Source organism: Pantoea sp. KPR_PJ, from assembly GCF_041386365.1.
GTDB lineage: Bacteria > Pseudomonadota > Gammaproteobacteria > Enterobacterales > Enterobacteriaceae > Pantoea.
The window spans coordinates 571987-592335 of record NZ_JABMIK010000001.1 but is presented as its reverse complement, the minus strand read 5'-3'; the positions used below and the strand labels follow the sequence as shown (position 1 = coordinate 592335).

Genomic DNA, 20349 nt, shown 5'->3' with positions numbered 1-20349 from the left:
GCATGGAGTGGCGAGCGTGGCGCTATGACGTGCCTGGAAAACGCGATCTGCGCGTTGATATGCTGCGCGGCATTGCGCTGGTGATGATGGTGGTGGCGCATACAGAGCTGCTTTCGCTGGTGAATATCTTTACCTGGGAGCGTTTTGGCCTGACGACGGGCGCAGAGGGTTTTGTGATCCTGTCGGGCTTTATGCTGGGTATGCTCAATCGCCAGCGGCTGCAAAAAGAGGTGCTACTCACCGTTGGCTGGACTCTCTGGCGGCGGGCCGGAAAGATCTATCTCGTCAATCTGATCATTATCCTAATCATGCTGCTGCTGTCGCGCCTGCCCTTTATCAATACCTTTGAAGTTACCCACTTTGTCGATCGCCACTCAGGCACGGTCTGGGCGCTGTTTCCCACTACGCCGCAGATTAAGGAGACCGGGTTTAACATCATTCTCTATCTGCAAATCGGTCCGCATCAGACGCAGATACTGGGACTTTATATCTGCCTGCTGCTGGTGAGTCCGCTGTTTCTGGCGCTGCTCAAGGCGCGGCGCGTCGGCTGGCTGGTGCTGGCCTCGCTGGCGGGCTACGTCAGTTATCACCTCTGGCCAACGCGCCTGACGGTCGCGGAGTTTGAATTCGCCTTTCCTCTGCTCGCCTGGCAGCTTATCTATGTTTTAGGTATGTGCTGCGGCTGGTACAAAGATGAGCTCATGTCACTGGCTCGCACGCCCGGCGGTTATATGGTGACAGGGCTGATGGTGGTTTATGCGCTGGGGATGATGTTCGTCGCGCAAAATCATACCAACCCTTTTATGCCCTCGTTTCTGCTGCTGCATATTATCCCACCTGCGGATTTCAACTGGTTTTACTACCACCTCGCCAGCAAAAACGCACTCGGTCCCTGCCGCGTGCTGAATGACTTTAGTCTGATGCTGCTGGTCTACCTGGTGCTGACCTTCTGCTGGCGGCCAGTCAATCGTGCGCTGGGCTGGTTCCTGATCCCACTGGGTCAGCATTCGCTGTACACCTTTATCCTGCACGTTTTTGTTGTGATGGCGGTGAGCCAGTTTGTCCCCTTTGATCTCTGGCATCAGGCGTGGATTCGCAACACCCTTATCCATCTCGCGGCGCTGGGCGTGCTGTGGTGGATGGCAAAGAAAGATATTGGTGGTCGTTTTATTCCTAACTGAGCGAGGAGTGCTGCATGGTTCACCCCAGGCTTTCGGCGAGAGGCACAGGATGGCTGACGATCGCGTTTGCCGCCGGTACGGCGATGCCTGTTTTTGCGGCTGTTACCGATAATGAACCGGTTTCTGCCACCAGCGAGCCTGTTCAGGCAGGCGTTTTTACCAGCCGCTGGGGCCGGCTTTTCTCTGGTAACAAAGACACCTTTTCCAGCGCGCTGAGTTTTACCAGCGGTCTGAAGGAGCAATGGCTGACCATTCCCAATGGCTCAGAATCGGCGCAGCAAAAGAAGAAAATTAACCAGCTTCTCAACCTCAGCCTGCAATATTCCCCCTACAGCTTCTGGTTTGCCAACGTGACGCTGCGCGCGCCGGTGTCCGATTTTGATAAATACGCCACCGATTTTCGCTACAGCTTTGGCTACGACGACTGGCATCCCAATACCTTCAGTCTCGTCTACAGCAACTATGGCGATAACCGCCTGTTTCCTTCCGGCAGCAAGCGCTTTACCTATTTTGAACAGGGCGCCTTCACCTTCGCCTATAAATTCTCGCTGCCCAGGGCGCTGGAGAAACATTTGCTGATTAACAAGGGTGATGCTCTGACCTGTCAGGTCGGCGTCAGCTGGGTGCCGCGCTACTACTCGCTGGCTGATAACGACCTGCGATCTAACAAGCAGGTGGGGCTGGGCGGCTGTGGCTACACCTTTAAACAGCACTTTTTTGTTCGCGCCACGGCCTTCTGGTACCCCCATTCCGATCAGCAGCAGCCGTGGAACGGAGACTACAGCTACAGCTTTGGCTATGCCGGTTATACGCCTGGCTCCCTGTCAGTTCAGTACAGCAACTACAGCGGTACGCGCTTTCCAGGACGCAGCAGCAGCAATGCAAAATTTCGTGAAGGTACTCTTTCGCTTATCTGGTTTCTCCCTTTCTGAGGTCTTTGTGATGGAAGGTCAGCCTCAATCTGTTCTGATCGTCGATGACGCTCTGCTCTACCGCAGGCTGCTGGCAGGACTGCTGCGCCAGTGGGGCTACCGCATTTACGAAGCGGAGAATGGCGAGCAGGCTCTGGCGTTACTGGCGCAGGAGACAGTTAGCCTGGTCATCAGCGACTGGGAGATGCCGATCATGGATGGTCTGACGCTCTGTCATGAAATTCGCCAGCAGGTCCAGGATCGCTATATCTATATTATCGTTCTGACCGCACGTGACAGCGTGGAAGATCTGCGCGTCGGCTTTGCGGCAGGCGCAGATGATTTTTTACCCAAGCCGGTCAACCAGGTTGAGTTGCGGGCGCGGCTGCATGCGGGTGAGCGTATTCTGCAACTTGAAGCATCGCTCGCCAGTAAAAATCGCCGCCTGAGTGAGGCGCTGGCACAAATCGAGCAGGATTTGCAGGCGGCTGCGACCCTGCAGCGCAGCATTCTGCCGCCTCACCACCTGTGCCAGGGTGACTATTTCGCTGACTGGCTGTTTATGCCTTCCGCCTGGGTTTCAGGCGATCTGTTTCATCTGTTTCCGCTTAATGAAAAGGCGGTAGGCTTTTACTGCGTCGATGTGGCCGGTCATGGCGTTACGGCGGCGATGATGTCGGTAGCGGTGGCTCGTCAGTTTCTGCATGGCCGCACCGTCGATCCCTTTCTGTTTGACGGCGCAGCCCTGACGCCACCCGCGCAGGTAGTGCGCCTTCTCAATGAACGCTTTTGTGCCCAACATTCCGACGTCACCAGCTATTTCACCCTGGTGTATGGCGTGCTCGATCGCCACAGCGGTGAAGGGCGTCTGTGTCAGGCAGGCCATCCCACGCCGCTTGTGGTCAGTACAACCGGCGAGGTGCGAGGGATTGGTCAGGGCGGGCCACCGGTAGGCCTGTTCGACCATCTTGACTGGGAGGAGAGCGCTTTTCATCTTGCGCCAGGTGAACGGCTCTGCCTTTACAGCGACGGCATCAGCGAGTGTGAAAGCGGCGAGGGCGAAATGTTTGGCGCCGCGCGACTGAGAACCCTGCTGGCTTCGCTGCATGACCAGCCACTTGCCACCCTGCTGGCGCGGGTTGAGCAGTCGCTCACCCAGTGGCGCGGTGCGGCAGCGTCCGCGGCGGATGATATTTCCCTGCTGGTGATTGAGCGCCAGCAGCGATTACAACAGGAGATAAACGATGAAGCTTGAAACGGAAAAAATTGACAATGTGCTGCTGGTGACGCCGGTAGCCCGTCGCCTTGACGCCTCGGTGGCGCTGCGGTTCAAGGAGGCGGTGGCCGCGCTTATCCAGCAGGGGGAAACGCAGCTGATTCTGGACTTTTCCCGCGTCGATTTCATCGACAGTAGCTGCCTGGGCGCGCTGATCTCGCTGCTGAAATCGCTGAGCGGCAAAGGGCAGCTGGTGCTCTGTTCGCTTAACGCCAATATCAAAGCGATGTTTTCCCTGACGCGTATGGACAGGGTATTTACCCTGTGTGGCGATCGTCGCGAGGCGCTGACGGCCCTCCAGGGGGGAGACTAATCTATGTTTAAGCCCCACCGGGAAAAAGAGCTCGGTTTATCTGCAACGATTAACAGCCTGACGACACTGGGTATTACACTGCGTCAGTTCCTGGCGGAACTGCCGGTAGATGAAACCTGGATCTACCCGCTTGACCTGGCGTTATGTGAGGCGGCGAGTAATATCATTCGTCACGGCTATCACGACGATCCCCAGGCGCGCTATCGGGTGCATTTTAGCCACGATGGACAGTGGGTCACAGTAAGCCTGTTTGACAGCGGCGTACCGCTGCCTGAAGAGAAGCGCCTGCCGCCGGTGCCCGATCCGGATGCACCGCTGGAGCTGGCAAGTCTGAGCGAAGGCGGGCGCGGAATGCAACTGATCTTCTCGGGCGTAGATCGGGTGAGCTACCAGCAGGGTGAAACGGAAAATCAGCTCACCCTGGTGAAGGTGCTGCCTCACTTCTCCGGCTGAAACAGCTGCTGAACAAAGTCAATATAGGCCGGCCGCCATACCTCCATCTCATGTCCCAGCGTCGGGTAGCTGTGCCAGACATAATGGACACCCCGCTGATCCAGCTGTGCCCTGAATCCGGTCATATCACGCCCGGTAATGATATCCTCTTCACCACTCACCAGCGTCAGCCGTTTAAGCTGGCGGTTAATCACCGCAGGCTTTTTCAGCTGCGCGGCGACGCGGAAATCTGGCACCGACTCCGTGGTTACGCCGCTAAAAATGCCCAGCCAGGCAAACTTATCCAGGTGGCGCATCCCGCTGACCAGCGCCTGATAGCCACCCTGAGACAGGCCCGCCAGCGCCTGACTTCCAGCGTCGCTGCGAATGCGGTAACGCGTGGCGATCAGCGGCATAATCTCCTGAATCAGCTCTTTATCCGCCGCCTGCGCGTTGCGCGGATAGAAGGATTCGCGTCGCGTTGCGGGGGCAAACTGTTCCGGTATCGCATCCTGTGCATCGGTTTCGGTATCAGGCATCACCACCAGCATCGGAACAATTTTCCCTTCAGCGAGCAGATTGTCCATGATCTGCGGCACGCGCCCCTGCGTCAGCACCGACAGGCCGGTGTCGCCAAAGCCGTGATAGTAGTAGAGCACCGGCAGCGGGGGCGAGTCTGGACCCGTGCCGGGCGGTACCCAGACAGACACCTGGCGTTCACGCTTCAGCGATGGGGAGTGCCAGGTAAGCGTATGGATCTCGCCGTGCGGCACATTGCGCTCATCCAGCAGACTGCCCGGCACCAGGATCAGGCTGGTGTTTACCTGGCGCTGCGGTTTTGGCAGCGCGCTGCCGGTGTCGAGGGTGCGGAAGCCGTCCACGTTAAAAAAGTATTCATATAAGCCCGGCTGCATCGGCTCACTGGTCAGAGACCAGATCCCCTGTTCGTTTTTGACCAGGGGGTGCGAGCGGTAGCGGTCAGGAGTGGCGCCGGTCACCACCTCAACCGCTTTGGCCGCAGGCGCCCATAGCTGCCAGGTAATGATGTTATTATCATTGACCCTGCTGATATATTGCGCAGGCGGAAGCGTCTCAGGCGGACGTTGCGGCAGCGGAATCGCCAGCAGAGAGCAGCTCCACAGCGCCAGACTCAGCCCCAGAAAAGAGCAGCGAAAATTCATCAGGTTTCCTTAACAGAATGCGGGTCTGTTAAGTGTGGCATACGCTGAAAAAAAGGGGCTGTCCGCGCTGAATTTTGCTGTCTTTTCCGGTAAACGTCAGCTGAGGTCGCGCCCGTTGCTGGCAATCACTTTTTTATACCACCAGAATGATTTTTTGCGCGTGCGCGCCAGCGTGCCCTGTCCCGTATCATCCCGATCAACATAGACGAAGCCATAGCGCTTGCTCATTTCGCCGGTTGAGGCGGCAACCAGATCGATGCAGCCCCAGGTGGTGTAGCCCATCAGCGGCACGCCGTCGTCAATGGCCTGCGCCATTGCCTGAATGTGTTCGCGCAGGTAGCTGATGCGGTAATCATCGTTGATGCTGCCGTCAGCCTCCAGCTTATCCTGCGCGCCAAGCCCGTTCTCCACCAGAAACAGGGGCTTCTGGTAACGGTCATACATCATGTTCATGGTAATGCGTAATCCAAGAGGATCGATGCCCCAGCCCCAGTCGCTGCGTTTGATGTAGGGGTTGGTCAGCGACTTGACTACGTTGGCTGCACTGCTGTTGTGCTCATTCATCTCAGCTGACGCACAGCGCGACGCGTAATAGCTGAAGGAGACGAAATCGACGCTGTTTTTCAATATCTCTGCATCGTCACTTTCCATCTGAATCGTGATGCCTTTCTCACGGAACAGGCGGGCAGCATAGGAGGGATAAGCCCCTCTGGCCTGGACATCAATAAAAAACAGGTTCTCGCGATCCTTTTCCAGCGCCGCCCAGACATCTTCTGGCCTGCATGACCAGGGATAAAAGTTACCGCCTGCCAGCATACAGCCCACCTGGTTCACCGGGTTAACCTCATGGGCGATGCGCGTGGCGAGCGCGCTGGCAACCAGCTCATGGTGCGCAGCCTGATATTTCACCTGCTCGCGGTTTTCTCCCTCTTCAAACACCAGGCCCGCGCCGGAGAAAGGGCTGTGCAGCAGGATATTAATCTCGTTAAAGGTCAGCCAGTACTTCACCAGCCCGTCAAACGCTTCAAAACAGGTACGCGCATAGCGGGTGAAAAAGTCGACCATTTTGCGGTTGCGCCACGAGCCATACTCCTTCACCAGATGCATGGGAACATCGAAGTGACAGAGTGTGACCAGGGGTTCAATGCCGTGCTGTTTGCACGTCTCGAACAGGCTGCGGTAGAAAGCAATCCCCGCCGCATTGGGCGTCTGCTCATCTCCGCGTGGGTAGAGGCGACTCCATGCCACAGAGGTGCGGAAAACCGTGAATCCCATCTCCGCCATCAGCGCAATATCGTCTTTGTAGCGATGGTAAAAATCGATCGCCTGATGGCTTGGATAATATTCATCCTCGCGCAGCGTGAAGCGCTTCTCCAGCCCCAGCTTGACGGCCATGCGCGCGTCGCCGTGCGGGATCATATCTACCGTCGTCAGCCCTTTACCTCCTTCAAGATAGCCGCCTTCAGACTGATTTGCGGCTAGCGCGCCACCCCATAAAAAACCTTCTGGAAAGGCCAGTTCTGACATAAATACCTCAGTGATGAATAGCTGCCTTTACAGGCTTGATGGCTTCGGTTTGCGTCGATGCGGCGCTCGCGTCTGGCTGGCTTTGCGGAATATCGTCAAAGCCTAAAATCAACGTCAGGATAAAGGAGAGCACCACGGACAGGACCATGACCGCTACCACCCAGACGATGCTCATCGGGTTGGCAGGATCAAAGAACTGGACGCTGGTAAAGAGTCCCGGTGATGCCATGGAATGACTGGCCAGACCGCCAATACCGGCCACGGCCCCACAAATGAATCCGCTGATCAGGCAGGCAATCAGCGGTCGCTTCAGCCTTACCGCCACGCCGTAGAGGGCCGGTTCGGAGATCCCGGCGACGATGGCGGAAGCCGCCGCCGCCAGCGCCGTCTGGCGTAGCTCGCGGTTTTTGGTTCTGAACGCCACCGCCAGCGATGAGCCCCCCAGCGCCAGATTGGCACCGATTTCCGACGGCATCACCATGCCCTCTTTACCGGTTTCCGCGATAGTCTGGATAATGGTCGGGGTAAAGACGCGGTGCATACCGGTCATTACCAGCAGCGGCCAGATAGCGCCCATAATCGCCACCGACAGCCAGCCAAGATAGCCGTGTATGGTGTAGACCAGCGCAGAGATGCCGCTGCCGATCCAGATCCCCAGCGGGCCGATCAGCACAATGGCAATCGGCGCGGCAATGAGCACAATCAGCATCGGCTTCAAAAAGTTTTTTGTCACCGCCGGCGTGATGCGGTCAACTATCTGTTCGATATGGGAGAGCAGCCAGGTCATTACCAGCGCCGGGATGACGGTATAGGTATATTTCACTGGCGTAATGGGAATGGAGGCAAAATCGACCGCCTGTCCCTGCGCCGCTTTTGCCATCAGCTCCACAAAGCCGGGATGGACCAGCACGCCAGCAATAGCAATTGCCAGTGACATATTGGTTTTAAACTTCAGCGCCGCGGAAGCCGCTACCATCACAGGCAGAAAGAAGAATGCTCCGTCGCCAATCAGCATCAGAATGGTCAGCGTGGAAGAACCTTTTGCCAGCACGCCGCTCATCTCCAGCACCATCGCCAGTAGCTTCACCATTGAGCCGCCGATAATGGCCGGAATCAGCGGTGACATTGTGCCGACCAGCGCATCAAGAATGCCGGCACCGATACGCTTTAGCGTGATTTTGCGTTTCACCGGCGTGGTGTTTTGCGCGTCAGGCGTGCCGAGATCCAGGATCGCCTGATAAGCCTTGCCGACGTTATTGCCAATAATGACCTGACACTGCGTATCGTTGTCGACCACGCCCATGACGCCGGGGATCGCTTTCAGCGCCTCAGGATCAACCTGCGCCCGATCTTTCACTACAAAACGCAGGCGCGTCATGCAGTGGGTAACCGCCTCAATATTGTGCATGCCGCCCAGCGACTGCACGATGGCGCGAGAGACTTCTGCATAGGGATTAGGCATAGTTTTTTGTCTCTTTTGTTATCTGTAGGGGGTAACCGGCGACGTACTGTTGTAGGGACAGGGCGATTCCGCATAAAAAAGAATCACAGGAAACCGGTTTCACAAAATCATGAACAGATGCAAAATTGATAACAAGAGACCTGGAGGGGACTTTTTTTAAATTGTGAGTAATGTCACTCCGTGCAGTGCAGGGTGAATGGCAGCGCGCCGGGTTGGGTAGACTGCGTAGCAGGTTGAGGGAGAAGGGAAAAATTATGGCTACCATACTTGAGGTCGCAAAAAAAGCAGGGGTCTCGAAAGCCACGGTTTCACGGGTGCTGTCCGGCAACGGCTACGTCAGTCAGGAAACACGGGATAAAGTCATGCAGGCGGTTACTGAAACCGAGTTCCGGCCTAATCTGCTGGCGCGCAATCTGGCGGTGAAATCGACCCAGACTGTCGGCCTGGTGATGACCAACACGCTCTACAGCGGCAGCTACTTCTCTGAGCTGATGTCGCACTCCGCCCGTATGCTGGAACAGCAGGGCCGTCAACTGATCCTGGCTGATGGCAAACACAGCGCGGCGCAGGAGCGGGCGGCGATAGATTTTCTGCTCGACCTGCGCTGCGACGGCATCATCATCTATCCGCGATTTTTAACCGTCGATGAAATGGATGAGATCATCGCTCAGCACAAGCAGCCGATACTGGTGGTCAATCGCCGTTTACGTCAGCACCAGAGCTACTGTATCTACGCCGATCAAAAGCAGATCTGTATGATGGCGGTAAAATCGCTTATTGATTTAGGACATCGTGACATCGCTTTTATTACCGGATCGCTCGATTCCCCCACCGGTAAAGAACGCCTGGCAGGTTATAAGGCGGCACTGGAAGAACAGGGCATTCCGCTACGCAACGGCCTTATCGCCGAAGGCAACTGGCACGCGCAGAGCGGCGCGCAGGCAGCGGAGGCGTTGGTTGCTGGCGACTGCACGTTCAGCGCGCTGGTGGCCAGCAATGATGAAATGGCGCTCGGGGCCATCAGGTTTCTGAGCACTGCCGGTATTCGTGTACCTGCACAGGTATCGGTGATGGGCTTTGATGATATTCCGCTGGCACCCTTTACCGTTCCGGCGCTCTCCAGCGTCAAAATCCCCGTTAACGAGATGATTCAGGAGGCGATTGCGCGCCTGCTGGCGATGCTTGATGGCGGTTGCTGGCAGAATGCCGATTGCTTTGCCGCCAGCCTGATGCTGCGCGAATCAGTGACCTCAGGTCCCTGGCTGCGCTAGCTTGCGCGCACAGTAAGCCACTCTCCCGACGGTGCCCGTGCTGCACAACAGAGGCCAGCTCAACCGCGTTAACGGCCAGAAAGCAGGGCGGTTGGCGATTCCGCTCTGTTTGGTGTCAGGGCAAACGACAATAGTGCTACAGGCAAAGCGGATCACCCGCAGACAGGCGATATAGGAGGGGCGATCTGGCACCCTGCAGGGCTGCGCTGACCAGCAGATGGCTCAATAAAACCCGACCGATTTAGCAGGCTGTCAGGAAAATAAGCCCTTGCTGACAGCGCACGCAAAGACCTTCAGAACCTGATTCGTGACGTTGTCACTAATCACGGTATGGTCGCTGCCTGTCTGGTTAGCCCGCCGCGAGCATATCGATTAAGTTTCCTTTGCTGGCATACCGGCAGGTTTTGATGTCCGGGTCAGGATAATCTGCCCGTTATCACGGTCGGGCGGGGTGTGAAAAGGTGCCTGAGGAGAAGCCGCAACCCGGCGTGTCAAAACGGAGACCACCGCAAGCAATCAACGCAGTGCCATCCTCTTTTTTCTGAAGCAGCCTGTAACAGGGTTAACCGGTTTGCCTGCTTAATCGCGGCAGCATGAGGATAGCGGCTCCGGAGCGGCAGCTTAAGGTTTCCCTAAAGTTAACGCGGCATAGTGTCGGTTCCTGTTAACAGATGGACTGTATGCATGTTTTTTCCGCTCAATAAAAGACCGACGCTGAGTCGGCTTTCCTTTCTGCTGCTGTTTTCAGCGTATATTGCGGTATGCCTGAACCTGGCCTTTTACCATCAGGTGATTGCTGCCCTGCCGCTGAATACGCTGCGCAACTGGCTGGTCTTTCTCTCAATGCCGCTGGTGGCGATATCCGTAATTAATATTGTGGTAACGCTTGCTTCGTTTCTCTGGCTCGACCGACTGACCATCGCGCTGTTTATTCTGGTTTCGGCTGCCGCGCAATATTTCATCTGGAACTATGGCATCATTATCGATCGCTCGATGCTGGTGAATATTCTGGATACCACACCCGCAGAGAGTTTTGCCCTGATGACGCCCAGGATGGTGGTTACGCTGCTGTTGTCCGGGGTAGTCATGGCGGGCGTCGCCTTCTGGATCCGCATTCCTGCTACCGTGCCTTTCTGGAAAAGTGCGGTCTACCGTATTGTCAGCGTCGCTGCATCCATCATCTGCATCTTGCTGGTGGCCTCGCTGTTTTATAAAGATTACGCCTCGCTGTTCCGTAATCAGAAGGAGCTGGTGAAGTCGCTCAGCCCCTCTAATGCCATTACCGCGACGCTCTCCTGGTATAAACATGAGAGAAGGGCGAATCTGCCGCTGGTGAAAATTGGCGAAGATGCTCACCTTTCGCCTGCCAGGCTAAACGGCAAACACAACCTTACTATCCTGATTGTCGGTGAAACCTCCCGGGCAGCCGATTTTTCCCTGTCGGGCTACCCGCGGGAAACCAACCCGCGATTAGCGAAGGACAACGTCACCTATTTTCCCCATACGGTATCCTGTGGCACGGCCACGGCGGTCTCGGTTCCCTGCATGTTTTCCGGTATGCCGCGCGCACGTTATGACGACGCACTGGCTGAGCATCAGGAGGGGCTGCTGGATGTTATCCAGCGCGCCGGCGTAAAGGTGCTGTGGAACGATAATGACGGGGGGTGCAAAGGTGCCTGCGATCGCGTGCCGCACCAGGATATGAGCAGCCTGAACCTGCCGGGGATGTGTATTAAAGGGGAGTGTTATGACGACGTCTTGTTCCACGATCTGGATAATTACATCCAGCAGCTACAGGGCAATGGCGTCATCGTTTTGCATACCATTGGCAGTCATGGGCCGACCTACTTTAACCGTTATCCGCCTGCGTTCCGCCGGTTTACGCCGACCTGCGATACCAGTCAAATCCAGGACTGCTCGCAGCAGCAGCTGATCAATACCTACGATAACACCGTGCTCTACGTGGATTTCATCGTCGATAAGGCGATTAAGCTGCTCCAGGCGCATCAGGACAACTTCACCACCAGCCTGGTCTACCTGTCCGATCACGGTGAGTCACTGGGCGAGAACGGCACCTATCTGCACGGTATGCCCTATGCGATTGCGCCAGAGGTGCAGAAACATGTGCCGATGCTGATCTGGCTCTCGCCGGATTATCAGACGCGTTATGGCATCAATAAACGTTGTCTCGACAAACTTGCAGCCCAGGACAACTTTTCGCAGGACAATCTGTTCTCTACCCTGCTGGGTCTGACCGGCACCCAATCGCACGTTTACCGGGAGGAGGATGATATTCTGACGTCCTGTCGCAAAAGCTAATAAAAAGCCCTGCAGATGCAGGGCTTTTTTTGCTGTGAGGCGATGGGGGTAAGCAGGCTAGCTTCTGAACCAGATAGCTAAAAAACTGACAATGCTAAAGGCAGAGATCGCCAGCGCCAGATATTCATCGCGGGTACAGGGCAGGATGTGTTTCATTTTACTCTCCTCAGTCACTGAGCAGAGTTTTACCTTTTGCAGCTTAGTTTAACCTTAAGAGTGCACCTGCCCTGAACGGCTCACCCGCTGGATCATGCCCCCGTTAACGGTTTGCTTTCAACGTCCCCTTCAGGCCATGCGGCTCAGAGCGCAGGTATTGCGGCGGCGCGCTCGCCTGCGCACCCAGCTCAGCGGCAGCATGCCAGGGCCAGCGTGGATCGTAAAGCACCCCACGCGCCAGCGCGATCAGATCGGCCGTACCTTCCTGCAGAATGGCTTCAGCGTGTGTCGGTTCGGTGATCAGACCAACGGCGATCACGGGGATGGAGACCTCCTGACGAATGTCGCGTGCAAACGGCAGCTGATAACCGGGACCCACGCTGATCGACTGCTGCGGCGCAAGGCCGCCGCTTGACACGTGGATATAGTGGCAGCCCAGAGACTCGAGCTGCTTGCTGAATTCAATCGACTGCGCATTGTCCCAGCCGCCCTCGATCCAGTCAGTGGCGGAGAGACGGACACCAATCGCGACAGTGTCGCTGACCGCCTCACGAACCGCCTTAAAGATTTCAAGCGGGAAACGCATACGGTTTTCCAGCGAGCCACCATATTCATCTTCTCGATGATTGCTGAGCGGCGACAGGAACTGATGCAGCAGATAGCCGTGTGCAGCATGCAGCTCCATCAGCGCAAAACCCAGGCGCTCGGCGCGCTGAGCGCTCTCAACAAACGCTTGCCTGATACGCGTCAGCTCATCACGGCTTAGCGCAAGCGGTGGGCGATCTTCCTCGTGAAAGGCCACCGCTGAGGGTGCAACGGTTTCCCAGCCGCCCTCATCAAGGCTGAGCTGCTTGCCGCCCTGCCAGGGTGCGGCGCAGGAGGCTTTGCGCCCGGCATGGCCCAGCTGTATCCCCAGCGGGACAGGTGAATAGGCGCGAACATCTTCCAGCACGCTGCGTAAGGCAGCTTCCGTTTCATCATCCCACAGGCCAAGATCGCCCGGCGTAATGCGGCCAGCCGCGTCGACCGAGGTGGCTTCGATAATCAGCAGGCCTGCGCCTGAGAGCGCAAGCTGTCCCAGGTGAATACGGTGCCATGCCGTAGCTTTACCTTCACTTGCCGAGTACTGACACATCGGTGCGATGACGATACGGTTTTCCAGTGCCAGCGGGCCAATCTGCGTTGCGCTAAAAAGTTGACTCATGAATACCTCGTTTCCTTTTTGTGTCGGTCTTGAAATAAGAAGTGTAATCGACGCCAGACAGTTCATCGCCTTCCCTGGAAAAATAGACTTTGAGCAGTTGAGGCCTTTTTCATAAAAGGCGCTGTCCGTAACTTTTTTCACTTACCGCGCGTCTTTTCTGAGTGCGCCCGATGCGAAGTAAAAAATAGTGTTGTTGCGCCCGCCAGATAACGGCCGAATAAGGTGCCTGTCTGAATGAAAACTACAACTATGCCTAAATGGCAATTATAAATTCTGCTGTACTTCTCCTGAAACCAGTACCGGTTGACGGGGATCAAAACAGACCGTGTCCTGAGGATTTACTCTCCCGCTAAAAATCATCCATATCAATGATATAGCAATGATTTAACCCTCGCGCTCAGTTAACCACGCCGCGCATAAACCAGGCTTCTGTTTAATACAGCACATTCAAAAGGTCATATATGGCATTTCCTCAATATGCCGCACTCAGCATTGTCGTGACTGCACATAATTGCGAATCCTTCCTCAGCGCAACCCTGTTAAGTATCGAGCAGGCATGTGGAGAACTCCTGGAGCAACAGGAAATCATTTTAATTAATGACAGCTCAACAGATCGCACGCAGGCAATCTTTGACGCATTCCAGTCGCGACATAAAAATGTCAAAACGTACCAGGTTAATTTTAAAAACATTGGTAAGGTGCGAAACTTTGCCCTGCGTCAGTGTACCGGTCAGTTCGTAACGATGGTTGATGGTGATGATCAGCTCCTGCCAGACTCACTGAAAGAGATTATTCCTTACCTGCTGGAAAAAAAGCCGGATGTTTTTCTGGCTCCGCTTAATGAGGTATATGAAGATCAGGCCAGCTCGCTAAGCTGGAAGGGCATTGATGCCTGTCCGCTCTCTCAGGATAAAGTGATAAAAAAATTTCTGATACATCGCGAGCTGCAGGCGCATTTTATCGGACAGTTTTTTAGCCGGGCGATCATTCAGCGAATATCTTTCCCGGAATTTATCTGCTATGAAGATGCATGGGCATTCCCTTTACTGCTGAAAATGAGCTCATCCATTATCTACTCTTCGTCGGGTCACTATGTTTACTACAAGCGTAAGGGGAGCCTGTCTGAGAACATTACCGCAGAGAAAGTCAGCCTTTTAATAGCGGCAACCGAACAGATGAATGTGAATTTTGAGCAGAGCTATCTCAGCTTAGTCGCTTGTCACTGGATTAACATTTTGCATAAGTATGAGAAAAAGATAAAAAGCATTGACGATCTCAATAAAGTAAAATGCGCCATTCAGCAAACGTCGCTGTTCCGTTTTCTCATCGATCCGCTGGTCAGATTAAGCTTTAAAAAGAAAATTATTAAGCTTAAGCTATCAGGCAAAATCTGAGCCTGCTGTCATCACCATTTTCTTGTTTATCTGTCCCGCTCCGCCGTCAGGGTGCTGACTAATACTGTCAGCACTGAGAAAACGACGATATATTCAACAGATGTCATCAGTACATCTGTCATGCCATACAGCAATGTCAGCAGGCCCATAATGGCCAGAGGCGTCAGGCTTTTGTTATGTTTGATTTCCATAAAGGCAAAAACAGAAAAAAACCACAGTAGTCCCCCCACGCCGGCTAATCCAAACAGGGATGCGTACTGAATAAATTCGTTGTGCAAGTGAACATTAATATACAGCAGTGCCCAGGAGTGACTGTTGCCATGCTGGCTGAGATAATCCTTGATAAAAGCATTTCGTGTCTCCTGGGTCTGGCCTAAAGGGGATTGTTCAAAAGCCAGCATGCCCACTTTCCACAAGGTGAAGCGCGATCCCAGCGAGGTCTGGTCGTTGCCGTGGGTAAACGCACTATATTCAGTAACCGTCCCTTCCAGGCGGTTCACAATCACATGATGAGAAAGCGCCGCCGTCACCAGCATGGCTACCGCGAACAGCAAATGCATAGTCTTTCCTTTCGTCGACGAAAAAATCTGCAAAAAAAGGATCAGAATAAAGACGAGGTGCATGATCATTGCCGCACGCGTTTGCGTCAGCGTAATAACATATAACGAGAGTGACGCCAGACCAAAAAAAGCCATTATTGCTGCTGTACCCTTTTTTCGGTCAACCAGCAGTTTCATTATCACCAGAGAGAGCACAGAGTAAATATACGCTGACATGGTCGCTCGATTAATCCCCATGACGACGCGATCATCTGATAAAACTGCCTGAACTATCGCGTAGCTGCTTGCGCTGAAAAAAGCGGCGATTAACGACAGGTAAGACAGGCGTTTTATCACCTGCGGTTTGATTACGCCGCTTTTAGTGATGTGAGCAATATAGGCAATCATGATAAAAGCCAGAAGACACCGTTTTCCGGGGGTAAAATAGAACTCGGTCGCAGAGGGTGAATGGTGACTGGCATAAAATGACCAGACAGAGAAAAGCATGCCTAAGAGTAAGAAGGCTATCGCTTTTTTATCAGGCAGACTAAACCTGATATTGTTCCACTTTTCGATAATTATCCCGACAATTGAAAAAACAGCACTCCAGTAAAAAAGTATTCTCGCGCCTTTTTCATATAAAAAAGCACAAGGAAGAGTGAGCGCAATAAAGAAAAAAGTAAGGTATGCGACCACTATCCTGCTATTCAGATTATCTGTTCCCGCCAACGCCATCATTATCTCGCTTAACACTATAAACAATTTTTCTACAAACCGTCATCCTGACAGACTGGCCAGTAACACCGATCCCATTTTATCGGGTATTCCTTCTCGCGTGGCTAAATGGAATCCAGACAGGAAAAATGAAAGAGACCAGTGGGTACACTATCCTGACGCCAGCTATATTCATCATCGATCGCTGACGTTAAATCTATTTTATTTTATTCAGTGAGCGTTAACGAACGTGACGGCCGAATTAATTAAGTAATGCGCATTGCCATGTGTTGCATCAACTTTGTATCAATCAGTCAACCAATCCCTTAACCGGTGACAGGATCAGTAATCAACCCGTTAGCCCTCTGCGCGATACCAAAACTGACGGGTCGTCCAGGCCTTGCTGGCGATAAATCGGGCAGGACAGCGACAGGGTTTAGGCAAAAGACAGGCAATCACATGGATGCGCTACGTGAAATCTGACAAAAATGCAGGGGTGTTACCGTGCAGAATTTACGTAGCGTTGCCGAAAAATCAGGCAACAGAGACGCTCAGCGACCAGTAAGACTTTATATAATGCCTATTATATAAAGTTACGGACGGAAGAACGGACAAACAGCGGATAGATGACGGTCGCCTGATGTCCGCTATCAGGCAACCGTTATAATGCTAAGCCGTTGTTTTCCTGTTATTAAGTAGAGATTTCACTGATTCAGCCGCGCGTTTTCCTGCCAGAAAAGCATGATCAGAGTTGTAATACTCCCATTCACTGTAGCGGCCAGAGAGGTGAATACCCTGCGCTGCCAGCCAGTTGCGGATCAGGGCCACGTTCGCCTTACGGTGGTGATCGTAAACCACATAGGCATAAGGCATATCCACTTCATTGGCAGTGAGGATGACGTCATCGGCGCGGATCATGCCGACACGAATGCAGTCATCAATGCAGCGCTGGATCAGCGCGTCACCTTCCAGCGGCAGAGGCTGGTCGGCGCGGTAGGTGATTTCACAGGTCAGCCCAAAGCCACCTTCGGGATTGCATTCCGGGCTGGCGTTGCCCTGAAGAAAAATGCGATGGAAAAGGGTATCTCCGGGATAATAGATCCAGTGCTTGTCGCTGAGGTTAGCACGGCCAATCCCCAGGTTAACGCAGCGCACCGAAACGTGACGCAGCATTGACGCGGCTTTTTGCACCGCGTCCGGCGCGCGGTTACCCATAAGCCTGACCAGTTCCGGTAGCGGCAGGGTACTAATCATCTGATCGTAATGGTAGTGACGTCCATCTTTGAGAATGACGCTGCGCGTCTGAGGCTGAATCTCCGCAATCTCCGATCGCGTCTCCAGCCTGCAGCTGAGATGCGGCAGGAAACCATTCATCAGTGCCTGAAAGCCCCCACGTTTGGGATAGCCAAAGCGCGCATTCGGCCCGACCGGTTTATCCAGCGGTGCGAGCGCCCCCGAAATAATCTGCTGAAGATCGGGCAGGGGCACGCGGCCACCCAGCCATGAGGTTTCCATATCGGCAAGCGGCGTTTTCCACAGCTTACGGTTGTAAGGCACCGCAAAGTGATGCGCAATGCCTTTGCCCCAGGTCCGGTAGATAAAGTGTTCAAAATCCTCACCTTCATCCTGCGCCTGAGCCGGTTCTGTCGCCTCATTGCCCAGTACGCCATCTGCGCAGCAGTCCCGGCACTCTGTGTTAGCTGCCGTTCTGACCGTACTCAGCGGGGTGGCCTCTGGCTTATTTGTGACGCCGTAACGTGCTTCAATGGCGCCCAGCACGCACTCGCCAATCACCTCTGCGGGCAGGCCATGCAGTGCGGACTGAAAAGGATAGCGGGTGAATACGTCGTGGCTGTATACCCAGGCTTCACGCATTTGCCAGTGGAGATTATCTCCCAGAAGTTTTTCATAAAGCTGAAGAACATAGGGATCGTTGGAAAACATGATGTGACCCGCATAGTCAAAGGTAAACCCCTTATCTTCTATTGAGCGACACCAGCCCCCCGGCTCACTGTTTTTTTCCAGTACCAGCGCGCCTTCGCCGTAATGATAACCCGCGCTCAGTCCGGTCGGTCCCGCCCCCAGGATCAAACATTCAACCGGTCGCAGCGTTACGGTATGCACACGTTCGTGGGACTCAGGCACGTTAGCGGCGGCAACGGGTGGCATCACGGCATCGCGTAACTCCGCAAGATGAGCCTGCATTTGCTCAGCAGTATGATCCCAGGATGTATCGGCGATAATTGCCGCCATCTGCGCCGCCTGTTCGCGACGCTGCGCGGCATCCAGCTGAAGTGCGGCTTCACAGGCGTCAATAAACACCTGGCTGGAATCAGCAATGCTGACCACGCTGGCGTGATGCCGCACCACGTCCGGTACGGCGGTACTGACGATGGGCAGTTGCGCCGCCATATATTCGAGCACTTTAGTCGGGCTGATGTAGCGCGTTGACGCATTGAGGGCAAAAGGCATCAGGCAGACATCCCATCCGGCCAGGAAGTGGGGCAAAGCCTCATAAGGCTGCTGGCCGAACCAGTGCAGATTTTCCCGCTGCGGCAGACTGTCAGGATCGATTTTAACCACCGGGCCAACCATCACAATTTGCCATTCAGGGTGGGCATCGGCCAGTGCCGCGATCAGCTCCACATCCATACGCTCGTCAATTACGCCATAGTAGCCGAGCCGTGGTCGTGGCAGGTTTTCCTGCAGTGGATGACTATTGCTGCGATCGAGCGCCTGTTCAAAATGGGCTGCGTCTACGCTGCTGGGAAAACAGTAGACGTTCGGGTGGCGGTCTTTTTTCGCTTCATACAGACTGGTGCCGCCGGTAAAAACCACATCAGCGCGGCTGAGCAGAGCCGACTCACGCTGCTGAAGCTGACGCGGCGCCATTTGAAACGCTGAAAGCTCATCCATACAGTCATAGATAATTGCGCTGGGGGTAAAGCAGGTGAGCAGCGGTAACGCCATTGGCGTATAAAACCACACCAGCGGCTGCTCATCCTTATCCAGCAGCGAGGCGAGCAACGGCTGCAAAACCGGGATCTGGCTGTCGTGAAAACCCGGTGCTTCAACGTCGGTATGAGGTTCAATAACGGTCACATTCGGCGCAGGAGAATATTGTCGTAATCCTGCTTCCCCGTGCTGATGTACCGGCTCCTCAATAAACAGGATGTGATGGTGCTGTGCGAGCCGTGAGAGTAAATGCTGTGGACGTTGAAACACAAAACCCCAGCGAAGATGACTAAAAACCACCAAAACGGACTGTTTCATACGGAACTCCTGTGGCTCGCTGACCGATGTCATAAGGGCATGAAATCGGTGAAGCGAACGTTGTGATTGCCGCAGGGCTGCGGCAGTTGGCTGGTGTAACAGACGCGTGAAATCAGGGGCAACATCCCAGAGTCCGCTGCGCGGCCAGTGCTGGAGATCTTCCCAGAGAGGACTTTCAATGATGGGATAAAGACAGACGCCCTGAATGTCACAGCCCGCAAGCTGTGCCTGAGCGATTTCGGCAGTAATATGGGTTATCCAGGCGGGGCGGCCGCTGCCGACATGGCTGGTCTCAGCCAGTAACAGCGGCTGCTGATAGCGCTGGTAGAGCTCAGTAAGCATCTGATGCAGTGGCTTACGTCGTCTGTCACCCAGATGCCATGCCAGCCGCTGATTAGAAGTCGTCTCCCACTGATTGCCGTGATAGTAGTTGACGCCCACCATATCCAGGTAGCGGGGCGCGCCGCCCAGCTCCGGTTCACGCAGGCCGCTGAGCATATCCCAGGCCTGAAATTGCGCGGCGTTTAAGCTGGCGGTGAGCTGACTACAGGCTTCGTTTTCTTCATCGGGGACCAGATGGATAACCGGATCGCAATGAAGAAAACGCGCCCGTGGGTCGGCCTGCCAGATAGCATCACAGCCCGCCAGAGTGGCGCGGACCAGCTGACGCTTGATGGCATCGGGGTCGGCATCCCGATAGTGGCCGAACAGCCCGACGGAGAGTCCCCAGCTGAAAAACGAAATCTCATTCATCGGGGAATAGACGGGCGAAGAGGTATACCAGGGGGCAAGAAAGGAGGCGACACGATGGCAAAAGCGGGCAAAGCGCGGGACAAAATCCTCTGCGAAGAGCGTGAGATCGTCCGGCCAGCCATAGTGACAGAGCGTCCAGTTGATCTGTATCCCCAGCTCATGGGCTGCCTGCATCTTCGCACGCAGCAGCGCAAAGGTGTGATCCGGATCCTTTTCTGTCTGACGCCAGCCAATGCTTTCCCGCACGGTTCGGATGCCAAATTGCTGTAACGCGACATAGTCGCTGTGAAACTGTCTTTGATGATCGGTCGCGGCGTCCATGACCAGATGCTGGCCTGACGTATTGATATGATCGGCCCCTTCATACCCGGCCTGCCAGAAGCTAGAAAAAGGCAACATCGCATCCTCCTGTAACAAATGCAGGAAAAAAGAATCCTCACTGG

The 20349-nt window shown here is 54.6% G+C and carries 14 protein-coding genes; 8 read left to right on the top strand and 6 right to left on the bottom strand.

Features of this window, described 5'->3' with window-relative positions; genetic code table 11:
• The first annotated feature begins 2 nt into the window (after positions 1-2).
• The 5 genes from opgC to HP564_RS02785 are packed head-to-tail and all read left to right on the top strand — an operon-like array spanning position 3 to position 4134.
• Positions 3-1181, top strand: a complete 1179-nt coding sequence (gene opgC / locus HP564_RS02805) for an OpgC domain-containing protein (RefSeq protein ID WP_371239962.1) — start codon at positions 3-5, stop codon at positions 1179-1181.
• 14 nt (positions 1182-1195) lie between these two features.
• The gene (locus tag HP564_RS02800; protein WP_371239960.1) at positions 1196-2113 is read left to right on the top strand and encodes a hypothetical protein; all 918 of its coding nucleotides are present in this window, start codon (positions 1196-1198) and stop codon (positions 2111-2113) included.
• A gap of 10 nt (positions 2114-2123) precedes the next feature.
• Positions 2124-3347, top strand: coding sequence for a PP2C family protein-serine/threonine phosphatase (locus HP564_RS02795; protein ID WP_371240649.1), 1224 nt, complete (start codon positions 2124-2126; stop codon positions 3345-3347).
• Positions 3337-3681, top strand: a complete 345-nt coding sequence (locus HP564_RS02790; protein ID WP_371239958.1) for an STAS domain-containing protein — start codon at positions 3337-3339, stop codon at positions 3679-3681. Before HP564_RS02795 ends, HP564_RS02790 begins: the two co-directional genes overlap by 11 nt.
• 3 nt (positions 3682-3684) lie before the next feature.
• Positions 3685-4134: an ATP-binding protein gene (locus tag HP564_RS02785; protein WP_371239956.1), complete on the top strand. Its 450-nt coding sequence runs from the start codon at positions 3685-3687 to the stop codon at positions 4132-4134.
• On the opposite strand, the gene HP564_RS02780 is transcribed toward HP564_RS02785, so the two are convergent.
• The 3 genes from HP564_RS02780 to ascF all read right to left on the bottom strand — a co-directional run bounded on the left by HP564_RS02780 (position 4119) and on the right by ascF (position 8283).
• Complete coding sequence (locus tag HP564_RS02780; protein ID WP_371239955.1) at positions 4119-5294, bottom strand: alpha/beta hydrolase-fold protein; 1176 nt, start codon at positions 5292-5294, stop codon at positions 4119-4121. The two genes, HP564_RS02785 and HP564_RS02780, sit on opposite strands and share 16 nt — an antisense overlap.
• 96 nt (positions 5295-5390) lie before the next feature.
• The gene (locus tag HP564_RS02775; RefSeq protein WP_371239953.1) at positions 5391-6821 is read right to left on the bottom strand and encodes a 6-phospho-beta-glucosidase; all 1431 of its coding nucleotides are present in this window, start codon (positions 6819-6821) and stop codon (positions 5391-5393) included.
• Between the two features lie 7 nt (positions 6822-6828).
• Positions 6829-8283 (bottom strand): PTS cellobiose/arbutin/salicin transporter subunit IIBC, encoded by a 1455-nt coding sequence (ascF, locus tag HP564_RS02770; protein WP_371239951.1) that lies wholly within the window; start codon positions 8281-8283, stop codon positions 6829-6831.
• A gap of 254 nt (positions 8284-8537) precedes the next feature.
• On the opposite strand from ascF, the gene HP564_RS02765 reads away from it, so the two are divergent.
• Together HP564_RS02765 and eptA are read left to right on the top strand one after the other, a co-directional pair.
• Positions 8538-9554: a LacI family DNA-binding transcriptional regulator gene (locus HP564_RS02765; RefSeq protein ID WP_371239949.1), complete on the top strand. Its 1017-nt coding sequence runs from the start codon at positions 8538-8540 to the stop codon at positions 9552-9554.
• 684 nt (positions 9555-10238) lie between these two features.
• The gene (gene eptA / locus HP564_RS02760) at positions 10239-11873 is read left to right on the top strand and encodes a phosphoethanolamine transferase EptA (protein ID WP_371239947.1); all 1635 of its coding nucleotides are present in this window, start codon (positions 10239-10241) and stop codon (positions 11871-11873) included.
• 259 nt (positions 11874-12132) lie between these two features.
• On the opposite strand, the gene HP564_RS02755 is transcribed toward eptA, so the two are convergent.
• On the bottom strand, positions 12133-13233 hold the full coding sequence (locus HP564_RS02755) for an NADH:flavin oxidoreductase/NADH oxidase (protein ID WP_371239945.1): 1101 nt from the start codon (positions 13231-13233) through the stop codon (positions 12133-12135).
• Positions 13234-13694: 461 nt separating this feature from the next.
• Here HP564_RS02755 and HP564_RS02750 point away from each other — a divergent pair, with 461 nt between their 5' ends.
• Positions 13695-14627, top strand: coding sequence for a glycosyltransferase family 2 protein (locus tag HP564_RS02750; protein ID WP_371239943.1), 933 nt, complete (start codon positions 13695-13697; stop codon positions 14625-14627).
• 26 nt (positions 14628-14653) lie between these two features.
• On the opposite strand, the gene HP564_RS02745 is transcribed toward HP564_RS02750, so the two are convergent.
• Together HP564_RS02745 and HP564_RS02740 are read right to left on the bottom strand one after the other, a co-directional pair.
• Entirely contained in the window at positions 14654-15904 is a 1251-nt protein-coding gene (locus HP564_RS02745; RefSeq protein WP_371239941.1) for an O-antigen ligase family protein, read from the bottom strand.
• Between the two features lie 645 nt (positions 15905-16549).
• A complete protein-coding gene (locus HP564_RS02740) occupies positions 16550-20305 on the bottom strand; it encodes an NAD(P)-binding protein (protein WP_371239939.1) in 3756 nt (1251 codons plus the stop codon).
• Positions 20306-20349 lie beyond the last annotated feature (44 nt).